General features: G+C 68.5%; 15 protein-coding genes. 5 read left to right on the top strand and 10 right to left on the bottom strand.

From position 1 onward, the window contains the following. The first annotated feature begins 34 nt into the window (after positions 1–34). Positions 35–667: a uracil-DNA glycosylase gene (locus tag ACZ5KP_RS04695; protein WP_460920408.1), complete on the top strand. Its 633-nt coding sequence runs from the start codon at positions 35–37 to the stop codon at positions 665–667. A gap of 42 nt (positions 668–709) precedes the next feature. Here the strand turns inward: ACZ5KP_RS04695 and ACZ5KP_RS04690 are convergent, their stop codons facing one another. From ACZ5KP_RS04690 to ACZ5KP_RS04655, 8 genes are all read right to left on the bottom strand, one after another. Continuing rightward, the gene (locus tag ACZ5KP_RS04690) at positions 710–928 is read right to left on the bottom strand and encodes a hypothetical protein (RefSeq protein WP_460920405.1); all 219 of its coding nucleotides are present in this window, start codon (positions 926–928) and stop codon (positions 710–712) included. A gap of 80 nt (positions 929–1008) precedes the next feature. Continuing rightward, a complete protein-coding gene (locus ACZ5KP_RS04685) occupies positions 1009–1389 on the bottom strand; it encodes a truncated hemoglobin (protein WP_460920402.1) in 381 nt (126 codons plus the stop codon). 168 nt (positions 1390–1557) lie between these two features. Beyond that, positions 1558–2133: a rhomboid family intramembrane serine protease gene (locus ACZ5KP_RS04680; protein WP_460920399.1), complete on the bottom strand. Its 576-nt coding sequence runs from the start codon at positions 2131–2133 to the stop codon at positions 1558–1560. Positions 2134–2343: 210 nt separating this feature from the next. Continuing rightward, complete coding sequence (gene rpsJ, locus ACZ5KP_RS04675; RefSeq protein ID WP_259369977.1) at positions 2344–2655, bottom strand: 30S ribosomal protein S10; 312 nt, start codon at positions 2653–2655, stop codon at positions 2344–2346. Then, positions 2652–3920, bottom strand: a complete 1269-nt coding sequence (tuf, locus tag ACZ5KP_RS04670; RefSeq protein WP_460920396.1) for a translation elongation factor EF-1 subunit alpha — start codon at positions 3918–3920, stop codon at positions 2652–2654. Before tuf ends, rpsJ begins: the two co-directional genes overlap by 4 nt. Before the next feature lie 598 nt (positions 3921–4518). Then, entirely contained in the window at positions 4519–6318 is a 1800-nt protein-coding gene (locus tag ACZ5KP_RS04665) for a hydantoinase B/oxoprolinase family protein (protein ID WP_460920394.1), read from the bottom strand. Further along, the gene (locus ACZ5KP_RS04660) at positions 6315–8456 is read right to left on the bottom strand and encodes a hydantoinase/oxoprolinase family protein (protein WP_460920391.1); all 2142 of its coding nucleotides are present in this window, start codon (positions 8454–8456) and stop codon (positions 6315–6317) included. The genes ACZ5KP_RS04665 and ACZ5KP_RS04660 overlap by 4 nt, the downstream gene beginning before the upstream one ends. 144 nt (positions 8457–8600) lie before the next feature. Further along, positions 8601–10235 carry a potassium channel family protein gene (locus tag ACZ5KP_RS04655; protein WP_460920389.1) on the bottom strand — a complete coding sequence of 545 codons (1635 nt, stop codon included), beginning with the start codon at positions 10233–10235 and terminating at the stop codon, positions 8601–8603. A 157-nt stretch (positions 10236–10392) separates the two neighbouring features. Here ACZ5KP_RS04655 and ACZ5KP_RS04650 point away from each other — a divergent pair, with 157 nt between their 5' ends. The 4 genes from ACZ5KP_RS04650 (at position 10393) to ACZ5KP_RS04635 (ending at position 12698) form a co-directional block, all read left to right on the top strand. After that, on the top strand, positions 10393–11391 hold the full coding sequence (locus ACZ5KP_RS04650; RefSeq protein WP_460920387.1) for a TIGR04024 family LLM class F420-dependent oxidoreductase: 999 nt from the start codon (positions 10393–10395) through the stop codon (positions 11389–11391). Positions 11392–11538: 147 nt separating this feature from the next. Then, positions 11539–12033, top strand: a complete 495-nt coding sequence (locus ACZ5KP_RS04645) for a LabA-like NYN domain-containing protein (RefSeq protein ID WP_460920385.1) — start codon at positions 11539–11541, stop codon at positions 12031–12033. Positions 12034–12273: 240 nt separating this feature from the next. Continuing rightward, positions 12274–12456 carry a DUF7501 family protein gene (locus ACZ5KP_RS04640; RefSeq protein ID WP_460920383.1) on the top strand — a complete coding sequence of 61 codons (183 nt, stop codon included), beginning with the start codon at positions 12274–12276 and terminating at the stop codon, positions 12454–12456. Further along, entirely contained in the window at positions 12453–12698 is a 246-nt protein-coding gene (locus ACZ5KP_RS04635; protein WP_460920381.1) for a MarR family transcriptional regulator, read from the top strand. The genes ACZ5KP_RS04640 and ACZ5KP_RS04635 overlap by 4 nt, the downstream gene beginning before the upstream one ends. A 19-nt stretch (positions 12699–12717) precedes the next feature. Here ACZ5KP_RS04635 and ACZ5KP_RS04630 read toward each other — a convergent pair whose 3' ends face one another. Both ACZ5KP_RS04630 and ppc read right to left on the bottom strand, forming a co-directional pair. Next, positions 12718–13131 (bottom strand): VOC family protein, encoded by a 414-nt coding sequence (locus tag ACZ5KP_RS04630; protein WP_460920379.1) that lies wholly within the window; start codon positions 13129–13131, stop codon positions 12718–12720. A gap of 222 nt (positions 13132–13353) precedes the next feature. After that, a complete protein-coding gene (gene ppc, locus ACZ5KP_RS04625; RefSeq protein WP_460920377.1) occupies positions 13354–16050 on the bottom strand; it encodes a phosphoenolpyruvate carboxylase in 2697 nt (898 codons plus the stop codon). Positions 16051–16172 lie beyond the last annotated feature (122 nt).

Raw genomic sequence — 16172 nt, 5'->3', positions numbered from 1 at the left:
TTCGCTTTTGCCGACCGACTCCCTCTCCTCGAGCGTGGACGCCAACCAGGACGACCATTCGAACCCCTTCGGGATGGACGAGCACTGCGAGAACTGTCCCGAGCTCTGCGAGCCCCGCACGCAGGTCGTCCACGGCTACGGCGACGTCGGCGCGGACTTCCTGTTCGTCGGCGAACGCCCCGACGCCGGTGCCGATGAGTCCGGCGTCCCCTTCACCGGCGGCCCGGCAGGAGAGCGCCTGCTCGGCATCCTCCGCCGGCTCGGGCTCTGTGGCTCTCCCGTCGACTCGACGGAGCCCGAGCTCGCCAACGTCTTCCTGACGAATCTCACGCGGTGTCGCCACCCCGAACGTCCCCCGACGGACGAGGAGATCCACAACTGCGAGCCCTTCCTCGACGCCGAGATCCGGATGATCAACCCCGAGATCCTCGTCCCCGTCGGCGAGCGTGCGCTCGATCGACTGCTCGAGGACTACACGACGACGGCGCCCGAGACGGTGTCGTTGCCGGCGGCCCACGGCGACCGGCTCCGTGGCCGAGGATTCGAACTCGTCCCGATGGTCGACCCCGTGACGATGGACGACGAGCAAACGGACGCCTTCGTGCACGACTTCTCGGCGCTGATGGCCTCGGACTACCGCCAGACGAAGGGACGGCGCAGTCGCTGAGCGAGCGGTCGTTCTGGCCGAGCGCGGCCGCTCTTTCTGCCGTTACCAGTACGGCGTCCGGCGCCAGCCGGCGAGGGTCCTGCCCGCGAGCAGGACGGCCGTCACGCAGAGTACTGCCACTGCCAGCGGGCCGAGCACCGTCGAATCGGCGTCCATCGCTCTGGTCGCGCCCTGCCCGACGCCGACTGCGACGAGCAACGCGGTGAGTCCGAGCGCGACGCTCCCGAGCGACCGCGAGCGAAGGATTGCTTCGGCGTTCACGGCCAGTGGTGGGTCCCGAGTCCACGTAAACGTTGGCGCGAGCAACGCGCGAACAGTCGCGTCGACTACGGCCCGGTTCGCTACGGGTTCTCGTCGTCGGGGCCCGCGAGCAGATCGGCCTCGTACGCTGCAACCGCACCGACCACTAGCTCCGCGTCCTCGTCGTCGACGTCGAAGGCGTCGAGGCTCTCCTGGAGTAACTCGACGGCGCGCTCGACGTGTTCGGGCTCGAAGGAAACCTCGAGGTGCGCATCGCGGACCGACGGTCCCTCGTAAATCTCGGGTCCGCCCGCGGCCTCACAGAGGAAGTCCGTCTGCGTCCGTCGGAGATGCTCGAGGTCGGCGTCCTCGAAGAACGGGCCCAGCTCCGGATCGTCGATCAGTCGGTCGTAGAAGTCGTCGACGACTGCCCGGATGGCGTCGTGGCCGCCGAGGCGATCGTAGAGGCTTCGATCGGTCATACACGGAGATTCCGGTACTGCGGGATAGTATTACTGGATCGGATGAGTATCGCCGTGATTACCTCCATATCACAGTAGGATAGTAGATAGCTTTCGCCGATCGGTCTGATAAGTCGGGAATAGATGTTCGTTTATCACAATTGGGCTGCGCTCGCAGCACTCCCGGAGTCAGCGCCGCAGTACGTTCCCCGCACCCGCGACCAGCCCGAGTAACAGACCGGTGAAGTGGCCGACGATCGCGACGCCGGGCTCTGCGGTCGCGATGGTGACCGCGATTGCCAGCACGACGTAGATGACGAACTGGACGGTCCGGGGGATCTCGAAGCGATCGAGCACGAACCCCGAGATCCGGTTGCCAGTCAGGAGGTAGCCAGCTAGCGCGAACACCGCACCGCTGAGGCCCAGTACGGGGACGTCGACGCCGACGACGGCGTTACTGAAGACGGCCTGGGAAACGTTGGCGATCGCGCCGCTGGTCAGCACGAACGCGTGGAAACGGATCGCGCCGGTCTGGCGCTCGACGGCGATGCCCAGCAACGCGAAGAGGGCCAGATTCGAGAGGAGGTGCCAGAGGGTAGCGTGCGCGTAGACGCTCGTCACGATCGTCCAGGGATAGACGTCCAGCGGCAACGACACTGCGAACAGCTCGCCCATCCGGTCCCAGCCTTCCAGGAGTGCGACGACGCGCTGGGCGACGTAGACGAACAGACAGATGGATACGATCTGTGGCGTCGCCCGGACCATCGGCTACCCGTTGGAGAACGCGCGACAAAAGGACTGCGCGCGAGCGGTCGATGGCGCGATTCGTACGCGGAGCGACGGGCCCACGCCGTCGGGCCACGTCGAGACGTCAGTTCCGTCGGACGAGTCCGACGATCCTCGGAAACCTGCGGTTTCCTCAGTTCCGAAAGACGCCACAGGCGTCTTCCGACCTTCGCGACGCTGACGCGTCGCTCAGTCCTCGAGGACGATCTCGATGCTGACGTCGTTGGGAACCTCGATGCGCATGAGCTGACGCAGCGCCCGCTCGTCCGCGTCGAGGTCGATCAGCCGCTTGTGGACCCGCATCTCCCAGTGCTCCCAGGTCGCCGTCCCTTCACCGTCCGGGGACTTGCGGGAGGGGATCTCGAGGGTCTTCGTCGGCAGCGGGACCGGCCCCGACAGCGTGACGCCGGTCTTGTCCGCGATCTCCCGGACGTCGTCGCAGATGTCGTCGAGGTCCTCGGGACTCGTGCCGGCGAGGCGGACGCGTGCCTGCTGCATTATTCCTCGTTGACGCTACGGACCTTCCCGGCCGCGATGGTCTGACCCATGTCGCGGATCGCGAAGCTCCCCAGCTCGGGGATCTCGTCGGCGGGCTCGATCGAGAGCGGCTTCTGGGGGCGGATGGTGACGATGGCGGCGTCGCCCGACTGGATGAAGTCGGGGTTGGCCTCGCCCTCGCCCTCGCCGCTGGGGTCCATCTTCTGGTCGATGGACTCGATCGTACACGCGACCTGCGCGGTGTGAGCGTGGAAGACGGGCGTGTAGCCCGCGGTGATCACGCTGGGGTGCTGCATGACGACGATCTGGGCCTGGAACGTCTCCGCGACCGTCGGCGGGTCGTCGGCGGGGCCACAGACGTCGCCGCGGCGGATGTCGTCCTTGCCGATGCCGCGGACGTTGAATCCGACGTTGTCACCGGGGCCGGCCTCGGGCACCTCTTCGTGGTGCATCTCGATCGTCTTGACCTCGCCGCCCACGTCGCTGGGCTGGAAGGAGACGTTGTCGCCGACGTTCATCATCCCGGTCTCGACGCGTCCGACGGGGACGGTACCGATGCCGGAGATGGTGTAGACGTCCTGGATCGGGAGCCGCAGCGGCGCGTCCGTCGGCGGCTCCGTCTCGGGCAGATTGTTGAGTGCCTCGAGGAGGATCTCGCCGTCGTACCAGTCCGTGTTCTCGGACTCCTCGGCGATGTTGTCGCCTTCGAAGGCGGAGATCGGGATGTAGCTCGCGTCGTCGGTGTTGAACTGGACCTGCTTGAGGAGCTCCTCGACCTCGTTGACGACCTGCTTGTAGTCGCTCTCGGAGTAGTCGACGAGGTCCATCTTGTTGATGCCGACGATCAGCTCGTCGATGCCCAGGGTGCGGGCCAGGAACACGTGCTCCTGGGTCTGGGGCGCGACGCCGTCGTCAGCCGCGACGACGAGGACCGCGTTGTCGGCCTGGCTCGCGCCAGTAATCATGTTCTTGACGAAGTCGCGGTGGCCAGGACAGTCGACGATGGTGAAGTAGTAATCGTCGGTCTCGAACTCCTGGTGGGCGATGTCGATCGTGACACCGCGCTCGCGCTCCTCGGCGAGGTTGTCCATGACGTAGGCGAACTCGAAGCCGCCCTTGCCCTTCTCCTCAGCCTCTTCCTTGTGCTGCTCGATCACGTGCTCGGGAACGCTCCCCGTCTCGTAGAGGAGGCGCCCGACCAGTGTGCTCTTGCCGTGGTCAACGTGGCCGATGATGGCCAGGTTCTGGTGTGGTAGGTCGTCGCTCATTGGTCAACTCGCGCGCTAAAGGCGCTGTACCCGGTTTGTTTGCCTGAGACAGTTAAAACCATTTCGATACGGCGTACTGCTGAACCCCGTCACGTCTTGCGGTTTGGAACTGTCTAACGTGGGGGTCGCGGAATCTTCGAATCCTCGGTCCGGCTCGATCGGCTGGTGGGTGGTGGGGTGGGCTGTCAGGAATAGCCCCACATCTCCGACAGCAAACCGCTTGGAAGCCCCCTCCCGCTCGTGGGCTCTCACTCGTTGCGCGCTTCGCTCGCTCACTGCGTTCGCTCGCTACAGTGCTTCCATCGTGAGAGCTCACGAGCGGTCGGCCCCTTCCAGCCCCACCCGGTGCTGATGTTCCAACATTCGTAGCTCGGTGGGCGGTCCCGCCGAGCGTCGTGCGTGGGGGTCGGCCACCGGCTGCAGCCTTCTGGAAATCCCACGTCCTCAGACCTCCACAAATCACCGGGCGGGACTGAGCAGAATCTTTGATTCTGCGAAGGTCGGAAGAGCTTGCTCTTCCGGGACTGGAAGGGGCCGCCCGCAAGCGGGAGGGGGCTTCCAAGCCGACTGCGGTTCGATCGAATCCAGTCCTCAGAACTCACTCCTCGGGATCCACGCCGTAGACCTCTCTGGCCCGTTCGGGCGAGCACTTCCCCAGACGAACGTCCCGGAGCACGCGCTCCCGATCCCGCCCGTCCGGATCGCCGAATCCACCACCGCCCGGCGTTCGCACGCTGATCACGTCGCCAGCCTCGAGCCGTCGCGTACACTTCGCTGGCAGCACCTCGCTAGATCGGCCGACTGCTCCCTCGCTCTCGGCGCCTTCGAGCAGCACGTCCGTGCCAACCGCGCCGGCATCGCCCCCTTCGATGCCGTACGGAGCGGTCTTCCGGCGCTCTCCCAGCAGACTCAGCGTTGCGGATCCCCGCTCGACGCGAATGTCCCGTCGCAGTCCGAGCCCGCCGCGGTGCTCGCCCGCTCCGGCGGAGTCCTCCCGGAGCTCGTAGCGCTCGACTGCCAGCGGATACGAGGTTTCCAGCACCTCCGCGGGCGTATTCCGCGTGTTGGACATGTGGACGTGGACGGCGTCCATGCCGTCACCGGTCGCGTGCGCGCCCGAGCCGCCGCCCTGCGTCTCGTAGAACGCGAACGGCGTGCCGCGAGGCGCGCCGTTCGCGTCGTCATCGGGAGATCCCGCGCCCCGCGGATCCGTGCCGCCGAGCGTGACGTTGTTCATCGTCCCCTGTCCGGCTGCGACGGCCCGCTCCGGTGCGGCCTCGGCGAGCGCGCCGAGCACCACGTCGGTCACGCGCTGGGAGACCTCGAGATTTCCGCCGACGACCGCCGCCGGCGGCTCCGCGTCCACGACGGTTCCCGAGGGCGTCCGGAGTTCCACCGGGCGGTAGCAGCCGGCGTTCGGTGGAATCTCCGGGTCGGTCACGCAGCGAACGGCGTAGTAGGTCGCGGAGGCCGTCACCGCGCGCACGGCGTTGATCGGACTCTCCGTCTGCGCTGCCGTTCCCTCGAAGTCCACCACGAGCGCGTCGCCGTCGATCGTCACCGTCGCCTCGATCCGGACGTCCTCGGTGCCGTGGCCGTCGTCGTCGAGCACGTCGGCGAACCCGTATTCGCCGTTGGGAAGCTCCCCGATCGCGCCGCGCATCCGCCGCTCGGAGTAGTCCTGGATCGCGTCGACGGCCGCCGCGAACCCCTCGACGCCGTGCTCGTCGAGCAGGTCGCCGATCCGCTCCCGGCCGACGTCGTTCGCGGCGGCCTGTGCTCGGAGATCACCGCGGCGCTCCGCGGGCGTGCGGACGTTCGCGAGGATCGTCTCGAGCAGGTCCCGGTCGAACTCGCCGTCCTCGAGCAGCTTCACCGGCGGGATGCGCAGCCCCTCGGCGTAGATCTCCGTCGAGTCCGCGCTCACGCTGCCCGCGGTCGCCCCGCCGATGTCCGCGTGGTGGGCGCGGTTCGCCGCGAGTGCGACGAGGGAGCCGTCGTCACCGTCTGCCTCCCCCCTACCGTCTGCCTCCTCGAACACCGGCGAGACGAGCGTGACGTCGGGCAGGTGTGCGCCGCCCCGGAAGGGATCGTTCACCGCGATTGCGTCACCCGGTTCGAGCGTCTCGGGTGGGTGCTCCTCCAGCGCGGCGGCGACGGAGAACGGCATCGCACCGAGGTGCACCGGGATGTTCTCCGCCTGGGCGATCATTCCGCCGTCGGGATCGAAGATCGCACAGGAGCAGTCCCGTCTGTCGGTGACGTTCGGCGAGTAAGCCGTGCGCAGCAGCGTCGCGTTCATCTCCTCGGCGACGGCGCTGCAGGCGTTCCGCAGGACTTCGAGCGTCACCGGATCGACGTCGTCGCTGGTGGCTCCGTCGCTGTCTTCCGGGCTCATGCGTCCACCTCCACGACGATCGTTCCGTGCTCGTCCACGGTCGCGCGCTGGCCCGGTCGAACCGTCACCGTGCTCTCCGGCCCCTCGACGATCGCGGGCCCGTCGATCGCCTCCCCGTCCGCGGTCGTCGGCAGTCGCTCGCGATCGTAGATTCGCGCGTCGTGCCAGCCCTCGCCGAAGGCGACGGTTCGTTCGCCCGAGATCGCGTCGTCGGGATCGTCGCTCGCTGCAGGCGGTGGCCGGAGCGCGGGCGCCTCGACGGGCTCCCGGACCCGGACCCGGACGGTGACCAGCTCGATCGGCTCGTCGCGAGCCGCGTGTCCGAAGCGCTGCTCGTGGACGTCGTGGAACCGCTCGGTCGTGGCGTCGAGTGCGTCGGCGCCGATCTCCGCGCCCTCGCCGCCTCCGCCGCCCGCACCGCCACTCGCGCCCGGCAGGTCGACCGTCAGCTCCGAGGCCTGCCCCACGTACCGGAGGTCGAGTCGCCGCTCGACGACGAGGTCCTCTCCTCGTCCGTCGCGGTCGTCGAAGCGGGCTCGCCCCTCCGCCTCGAGCTCCTCGAGCACGCTGGCGACCGTCTCCGGCTCGACCTCGTCCAGCGGCCGCACCATCGAGGTCGACAGCGAGTGGAGCCGATCCGTCGCGAGCAGGCCGAGCGCGGAGAGCGCGCCGGCGGTCCGTGGCACGAGCACCCGCGGGATCTCCAGGGACTCGGCGAGCGCACTCGCGTGGAGTGGTCCAGCACCACCGTAGGCGACGAGCCCGAACTGCCGGGGGTCGTGCCCCCGCTCGACGGACACCACGCGAAGTGCCCGCTCCATGTTCGCGTTCGCGACCTCGAGCACGCCCCGGGCCGCCGCTTCGACGGAGCGGCCCATCGGCTCGGCGACGTGGTCGGCCATCGCAGCCTCGATCGCCGACCGGTCCGCGCCGTCCGCGACGATGAGCGAGTCGGGATCGAGCCGGCCGAGCAGAAGCTGGGCGTCGGTCACCGTCGGCTCGGTTCCGCCGCGGCCGTAGCAGACCGGGCCGGGCTGGGCGCCAGCGGATCGTGGGCCGACTCGGAGCGCGCCGCCGTCGTCGAGCCAGGCGATCGAGCCGCCGCCGGCGCCGATCGTGTGCACGTCGACGGCCGGCACCGCGACCGCGTACTCGCCGACGGTCCGTTCGGTCGTGACGGTGGGCTCGCCGCTGGTGATCAGCGAGACGTCACAGGAGGTGCCGCCCATGTCCATCGTGATCGCGTCCTCCACGCCCCGGAGCCCGGCGACGTGAGCGGCGCCCTGGACGCCCGCGGCGGGTCCGGACAACAGCGTCTCGACGGGCCGCTCGCGTGCGTGATCGGCACCGACGAGGCCACCGCCGGAGGCCATCACCTCCAGCGGTGCGGTACAGCCCCGTTCCGCGACGCCGTCGGCGAGCGTGCCGAGGTACTCGCTCATGATTGGCAGCAGTGCGGCGTTGAGCGCAGTTGCGAGGGTCCGTTCGTACTCGCGCAGTTCGGGCAGGACGTCAGAAGAGACGGTGATCGGAACGTCGGCGGGGAGCTCCTCCCGGAGTATCTGCGCGACCCGGCGCTCGTGGAATTCGTTCTCGTACGCGAAGAGGAGGCAGACGGCGACGCTCTCGACGCCGTCGCCCTCGCCGCTCTCGCCGTCTTTTCCGTCCACTTCGTCGGGGGCGGCCGTCGCGAGTTCGGTCGCGACCGATCGGACCGCGCTCTCCTCGAGTGGCTCCCGCACTTCGCCGCGCTCGTCGAGCCGCCCGGGAACCTCGAACCGGCGATTTCGCGGCACGATCGGGTCGGGCTTGGACCCGGCGAGGTCGTAGAGCTCCGGGCGATCCTGCCGCCCGATTTCGAGGACGTCGCGGAACCCCTCCGTGGTGACGAGCCCAGCGTCCGCCCACGTCTCCTCGAGGACGGCGTTGGTGGCGACGGTGGTGCCGTGGACGAGGCTCCCGACGTCGGCGAGGTCGAACCCGTCGCGTTCGGCCGCTCGCTCGAGAGCGGCGAGCACACCCGCCGCCGGTGAGTCGGGATCGGAGGGCGCCTTCGTCACCGTCAACTCGCCGTCGTCGACGGTCACGACGTCGGTGAAGGTCCCGCCGACGTCGACGCCGACGCTCGTGTTCGACATGTGCGGGGAGAGCCCGTGACGGCACCTAAATCCTCTCCAAGCGGGCGACGCCATAGCCGTGATCTGTCGGGATTCGCGGCCGGCGTCTCGCGGGCGGGCTCACTCGAGGAGCTGCGCACCGTCGCTCGAAGCCCTGCGTGATCGTCACTCGTAGCGGTCCGTGAACTCGTTGACGCCCTCGCCGGTCCCGGCGACGACGAGGTCGTCGGTCTCCCGGATGCGGAACTCGGGGCCGAGGTCGGTCAGGAGTTCGCCGTCCCGTTCGACCGCGACGACGGTACAGTCGGTCTCGGTGCGGATCTCCGCGCCGCCGAGCGTCTTCCCGGCCAGCTCGCCGGCACCGATGCGGACGACCTCGACCTGCGTGTCGGTCGTCAGGACGTCCTCGCCCTCCAGCACCGTCGAGGCGAGCATCCGCCCGGTCACGGTGTCCAGCGAGAGGACGTAGTCCGCCCCAGCGCGGTAGAGCTTCCTGACCGAACGAGCCTCGTCGGCCCGGGCGGCGACGTTGACCTCGTCGCTGGCGTCCCGTGCGACGAGGGTCGCGAACTCGGTCTCGGCATCCGCCGGAATCGTGAGCACGAGTGACGTCGCGTCCTCGATGCCGGCGCGCTGGAGCGCGTCGGGATCGGTCGCCTGCCCGACGACGTCGACGGCCGGATCGTCGCGCTGGTCGAGGACGGTGTAGGGGAGTCCCGCGTCGTCGAGGGCGTCCGTGACGGCTTTCCCGACCTCGCCGTGCCCGACGACGATGGTATCGCCCCGCGCGTGTGGTCGCGGCGCGGCCGCAGAGAGGTCGGCGAGGCGGCGCACGTCCTCGTCGCTGCCAGTCACCAGCAGTACCGTCGCGGTGGTGATCTCGGCGTCGGGCGGCGGAGGCGTCACGAACTCGCCGCGGAACCAGGCGCCGACGACGTTCACGCCGGCGCGCTCGCGGAGCCCGCTCTCGGCGATGGTCTTCCCGACGAGCTCGCTGTCGCGGGGGACCGGGAGCTCGACGACGTGGAAGTCCTCGCCCAGCCCGACGGCCTCGCCGAGGTCGGGCGTGATCGCGGTCGTCACCAGCCCGGCGAGGCGCTCGCCGAGGAGCGGTCTCGGGGAGACGACCGCGTCCGCGCCCGCCAGCTCGTGGTACGTCGCCCGGTCGGGTTCCTCGACGACGCTCACGACGCGGACGTCCTCGTCGAGTTCGCGGGCGGTCAGCACGATGCTCGCATCCATCCGATCCTCGAAGTCGACGACGAGCGCCTCGGCGGTCGAGAGGTTCGCCGCTTCGAGCCCCTCGATCTCGTCGGGCTGGGCGTGGATCACGTCGCCCTCGTCGTCGTAGCGGTCCCGAGCTCGCTCGCGGTCGGGTTCGACGAGGACGTGGTCGACGTCCCACGAATCGAGCTCCGAGAGCAGCGGATCGAGCCGAGCGGTTCGCGAGACGATCACGACGTGATCGGAGCGATCCTCCGGGACCTCGGTCGGCACGCTCGTCGCGAGCGCCTCCTGGAATGCCGGGAAGAGGATCACCGGCAGTGCGAGGAAGATCATCACCGTCCCGAGCACGTCCATCGCGATCACGACGAGATTCATCTGCGCGCTCGTCCAGGGCGCGTCCGAGCCGTAGCCCGTCGTGGTGTACGTCTCGACGACGACCTGCAGCGCGTGGAGGACGCTGACCGGCCGGTCCTCGAAAGCGGCCATGCCGTGCCAGTAGAGCGCCGTGAAGGCCGCCATAGAGCCCACCAGCACGGCGACGTAGATCACCGTCTGTCGTCGCCGCGAAGGCATATCCCGACGGTGCGGTCGCTGTGGCTTAACCGTGGTGCCCTGGCCAACCGACGCCACCGCGATCGCCGACGCGGCGGTGATCGGCCGGCCGACGGGCGCCAGTACGCCGCGCCACGTCCTGCTCACTGTTATGTCACTGGCCTCGTAACGATCGTCCGTGACAGACATCGACGTTCACCTGCCCGTGACCGACCTCGCCGTCGACGACGTCGCCGATCTGGCGGTTCGTGCCGAACGGCTCGGCTACGACCAGGTCTGGCAGCCCGAGACGTGGGGACGCGACGCAGTCACGGCGATGACGGCCATCGTCGAACGGACCGAGTCGATCGGGGTCGGCTCCTCGGTGCTCAACGTTTACTCACGGTCGCCGGCGCTGCTCGGCCAGACGGCGGCGACGCTCCAGGAGCACAGCGACGACCGCTTCCGCCTGGGGATCGGCCCCAGCGGCCCGATCCTGATCGAGGCCTGGCACGGCGTCGAGTTCGACAGGCCACTCCGGCGAACGCGAGAGACCGTCGAGATCGTCCGACAGGTCTGCTCCGGCGAGACGCTCGACTACGACGGCGACCTGTTCGACCTCTCGACGTTCCGACTCCGCTCGGCGCCGCCGGAAACCCCACCGCCGGTCGACGTCGCGGCGATGGGCCCGAAGGCCGTCGAGATGGTCGGCCGGTTCGCCGACGGCTGGCACGGCATCGTCATGAGTCCGGACGCGATCGATGATCGCCTCGACGATCTCGAACGCGGTGCCGAGCTGGGGAACCGTGACGTCGACGACGTCCGCACGACGATCTCCGTCACCTGTTGCGTCGACGAGGACGCCGAGCGCGCTCGCGAGCTCGTCAGCGAGCACCTCGCCTTCTACGTCGGCGGGATGGGAACGTACTACCGCGACGCGCTCGCCAGGCAGGGCCACGAGGAGGTCGCGATGGAGATCGCCGCCGAGTGGGCGAACGGCAACCGCGATCGCGCAACGGAGCTCGTCTCCGAGGAGCTACTCTCGGAGATGACCGCCGCGGGAACGCGGGCGGACGCACGTGCGAGCCTCGATCGCTTCGCCGAGGTCGCGGGCGTCGACGCCATCGCGCTGGGGTTCCCCCGCGGTGCGTCCCTCGACCAGGTCCGGAACACGATGCACGCGCTCGCCCCCGAGTAGCCCGCCAGCCCGGCCCGCGATTGATCCGGTGTGGAGCCCGGTCGACCGCCGTCGATACGATATTTCCTTCCCAAACGCATCCACGATCGTTGGATTTCCGACAGACAGCGCAGAAACTATTTCCGTGCGACCCTCCCAGCCGGAGACATGACGACGCATCCGGGCCAGCGCGTTGCGGTGCTCGCCGACGCGCAGAACCTCTATCATACGGCCCAGAGCCTGCACACGCGAAACGTCGACTACGCCGCGCTGCTCGAGCGGGCGGTGGACGACCGCGAGCTCGTGCGCGCGATCTCCTACGTCATTCGCGCCGACGCTCCCGAGGAGGAGAGCTTCTTCGAGGCGATCGAGGAGATCGGTTTCGAGCCGAAGATCAAGGAGATCAAGACGTTCGGCGACGGCTCCCAGAAGGCCGACTGGGACGTGGGTATCAGCCTCGACGCGGTGACGCTGGCCTCCCACGTCGACACGATGGTGCTCTGTACCGGCGACGGCGACTTCGCGCGCCTTTGCTCGCACCTTCGTCACGAGGGCGTGCGCGTGGAGGTCCTCTCCTTCGAGGCCTCGACCGCCGAGGAGCTGGTCGAGGCGACCGACGAGTTCGTCGACCTCGGCGCCGATCCCGATCGGTACCTGCTGTAACTCGGCGCTGTTTCTCGGTTGCGGTCGGTGGCCGCCTCGCCCGACCGGTGTCACCGGTTCGGCCCGTCCAGTTCGGCCCGTTCAGTTTGGTCCGTTCAGTTCGCTACGTACCAGTCCCGAGTTCGCCCCTCGACGCCGGAGCCGTGCCAATCGCTACCGACCGATCCTTATACTGTAATAGGTGTATAATAATGGCTCTGGAAAAGTTTATACAATGCGACGTTGCAGTATCGTGTACGCATGGCTGCCACCACCCCCACGAACTGGTCCGACCCCTCGACGTGCCCATTCTGCGGTGCTGCACTCGCCGACCCCGGTGCCGGTTTCGTCGACCACCTCGCGGAGAACAGCGACTGCGAGAGCGGTCACGAGGCCTGGAAAGACAACGTCGCCGGCGACGTCGCCGGCGGGTGGAGCGGATGAGCGCACGCGCCGAGCAGAAGCTCGCGGGACTCGCCGCCGCGGACGTCGAGATTCCCGCGGACCTCGAGACCGCACAGTCGAAGCTCTGCTACCTCGCGCTCGACGTCACGGGCGCGGCGACAGTCGACGAACTCGACGAGGCGCTCGATCTCGGCAAGCTCACGCTGCTGGACGTCCTCGGGACGCTCGACGACGCTGGCCACATCCAGCGGACCGCCGACGGCCGGTACGCGACGCAGTAGCCCGGTCTTCCGCATTTCGTCACTTCGGCGCGACGATCTCGACCTTGAGCCCCTCTGGATCCTCGCAGTATAGCGCGTAGTAGCCGCCCGCGTAGGGATGTTGCTCCTCGTTGAGCACTGACGAGTCCGTGCGCTCCCGGACCCCGGCAGTGATCGCGTCGACCTGCTCCCGCGATCGGGCGTGGAAGGCGAGGTGGTTCAGGCCTGCGGCGTTCCGATCGAACGGCTGGTCGCCGTCGTCAGCAGCCACGAGCACCACGTAGGTCGGCCCGTTCACCCACGAACGTCCGCCTTCCCACTCCGATTTGGGCTCGTAGCAGAGTTCGCCCAGCAGCCAGTCCCAGAAATCGACCGAGGCGTCGAGGTCCGAGGCGTACAGCTCGACGTGGTGGAGCTGGCCGGCGCGGTCGGCGTCGGCCCAGTCGTGGTCCATGCAACCGGGCTCGGAGTGGAGCTCGAAAAAGGTGCTGTGGCGTCGGGCTGCAGCCATCGTTCACCGGCCAGCAGCAAGCATCCGCGAGTGAGCGGAGCGAACGAGCGGTTCTCCGAGCCGAGCAGCGCGAGGCTCGGCCTTTTTTGGCGGAGATTTTTTCGAGGAGTGGTTCCCGCAGTGCGCTCTCCGAGCGCACGAGGAAACCCGACGAGAAAAAAGGTCCTACCCGGTGTTCTTCATCCCCGCCGCGATCCCCTTCACCGTGAGCCGGAGGGTGCGCTCCTCGGTTTCTGTGCGGTGGGTCTGGGCGAGCAGGTGGGTCTGCAGCAGGTTCAGCGGGTCGACGTAGGGGTTCCGCCGCCCCAGCGACTCGCGGAGCCACTCGCGATCGATCGGGTGGTCACGACCAGAGATGTCGGTGACCAGCTCGACCGCGGCGTCGTACTCGTCGGTCAGCCGCGGGAAGAACTGCTCGCGCAGCTCCGGACGGGCGAGGTTCGCGTACTCCTGTGCGATCTCGAAGTCCGTGCGGCCGAGCGCGAGCGCGGCGTTGTCCATCCGCGTGCGGAAGAACGGCCACTCCTCGTACATCTCGCGCAGGGTTTCGACGTCACCACCGTCGTCGAGCCAGGCGTTGATGCCCGTCGCGATCGCGTACCAGCCCGGCAGGATGCAGCGGGACTGGGTCCAGGAGAACACCCACGGGATCGCGCGCAGGTCCTCGACGTTACGCTCGCCGGATCTGGAGGCCGGCCGGGAGCCCATGTTGAGATCCTCGATGACGGTGATCGGCGTCGCCTGCTCGAAGTAGGAGACGAACCCGTCGGTCTCCAGCAGGTCGCGGTACTCCTCGCGGGCGGCGTCGGCCATCTGGTCCATCGCGTCGTACCACTCCTCGGGCACGTCCTCGACGGGCTGTTCGATCGCGCGGTGGCGCGCCCGGACCTGCGCGTTGAGCATCTGCTCGATGTTGCGCTCGGCGATGCGGGGGTTGGCGTACTTCTCGGCGATTGCCTCGCCCTGCTCGGTGAACTTCACCTGGCCGGTGATCGTGGAGTTCGGCAGGGAGAGGAGCGCGTCGTTCATCGGGCCGCCACCGCGGGAGATCGAGCCGCCGCGGCCGTGGAACAGCCGCATCGTGACGTCGAAGTCGTCGCAGATCTCGGCGAGCCGGCGCTGGTTCTTGTACAGCGACCAGTTCGCGGCGAGGAACCCGTTCTCCTTGTTGGAGTCGGAGTAGCCGAGCATGATCTCCTGCAGGCCGTCCCGGGCCTCGATGACCTGGGAGTAGGCCTCGTTCTCGAACAGGGTGCCCATGATCCGCCGGGCGCCCGAGAGCGCGTACTCCGTTTCCAGCAACGGGACGATGTCCAGCCCGCAGTGGCCGGGGAGCTCGACGACGCCGGCCTGGTCGGCGAGGAAGAGCACCTCCAGCACGTGGGAGGGCTCGTCGGTCATCGAGATGCAGTAGGTGTCGATGGCCTCGACGCCGAACTCGTCCTGCCAGTCGGCGAGCATGTCGAAGCGCTCGGCGACGCGCGCGGCGGTGTCGGAGACGTCGGTCTGGTCGGTGAGGTCCACGACCTGCTCGTCCTGGAGGACCGCCTCGGTCAGGACCTCGACGCGCTCGTCCTCGTCCTTGGCGGTGTAATCGATACCCTCGCGGGCGAGCAGCTCGTCGATGGCCTCGGTGTGGTTCTCCTGGTGATCGCGGAGATCCAGCGACGCGAGGCTAAAGCCGAAGGTGTCGACGCGTCGCGCGAGAGGATCGACGTGGGCCTCGGCGACGACGTCGGCGTCGTTCTTCCGGAGGCTCTGTGCCACGACGGCGAGGTCGTCCTCCAGCTCCGCGACGTCGTCGTAGCCGCCGGGGCGGACGTCGCCGACGCGCTGGAGGCGCTCGCGCATGAGCTTGAGCTTCTGGCGGTAGGGCTCACCGGGGTAGCGCTCCTCGGACTCCTCGGCGATCGCGGGGAGGCGCTCGCGGTCGGCCTCGAGGGACTGCTCGAACTCGCCGCCGACCTCGATGCGGCTGCCGTCCTGGCTCAGAACGCCGGAGAGCTCCTTGAGGTCCTGGCGGTAGTTCTCGAGGACGACCTGGCGCTGGCGCTCGAGCGTGGCCGTGGTGACCTCGGGGGTTACGAACGGGTTGCCGTCGCGGTCGCTGCCGGCCCAGGAGCGGAACTCGAAGAGCTTCGGCACGTCGACGTCGGCGTCGAACTCATCGGAGAGCGCGTCCTCGAACTCGTCGTAGACCTCCGCGACGACGTCGTAGAGGGTGTTCTCGAGGTACCACTGCACGTTCCGGGCCTCGTCCTCGGGCTCGGGCCGGCGGTTCCGGACCTGCGGGGTCTGCCAGAGGCTCGTGACCTCGGCGTCGACGTCGCGTTCGACCTGGCCCTCCTCCTTGTCCGTGAGGTGGCGCTCGTCGAGCGTCTCGAGGTGGTTCGAGACCTCCCGGAGCTTCGACTTGACGGTCTTCCGGCGGGCCTCCGTCGGGTGTGCGGTGAACGTCGGCTCGATGAGGACGTCGTCGAGGACGTCGCCCACCTCGTCGGCGTCGAGATCCGCCTCGGCGAGCTCCGCGGCGGCGGATTCGAGGCTGTCCTCGAGCGTCTCGTCCTGGGACCCCTGCCGGATGGCGCGGACGCGTTCTCGCTCCTCGGCGAGGTTGATCAGCTCGAAGTAGGTGGTGAAGGCACGCGCGACGACGCTGCTCTCGTCCGGTGAGAGGCCGTCGAGCACGTCGTGGAGGTGCTCGCGCGAGCCCAGTTCTCCGTCGCGGTACTCGATCGCCGAGGTCCGGAGATCCTCGACGGTCTCGAAGTCCGTGCGGGAGGTCTGGTCTTCGAGGACGTCACCGAGCAGGGTGCCGAGCTCGCGGACGTCCTGCCGGACGGTCCTGTTGTGCAGTGGCATGCTATCGCAGGGGTAGCACGGCCACGGCTAAAAGCCGTCGAACCGGAATCGTTCGGGCGCAATTCTGGAGGAACGAAGAGGAAGGATAGAATGCGCTGCCAGGGCCGCGGTCGTCTGCGCCA

This window comes from Salinarchaeum chitinilyticum, assembly GCF_055390775.1.
The sequence above is the reverse complement of the archived record's forward strand: the minus strand, read 5'-3'. Positions and strand labels throughout refer to the sequence as shown.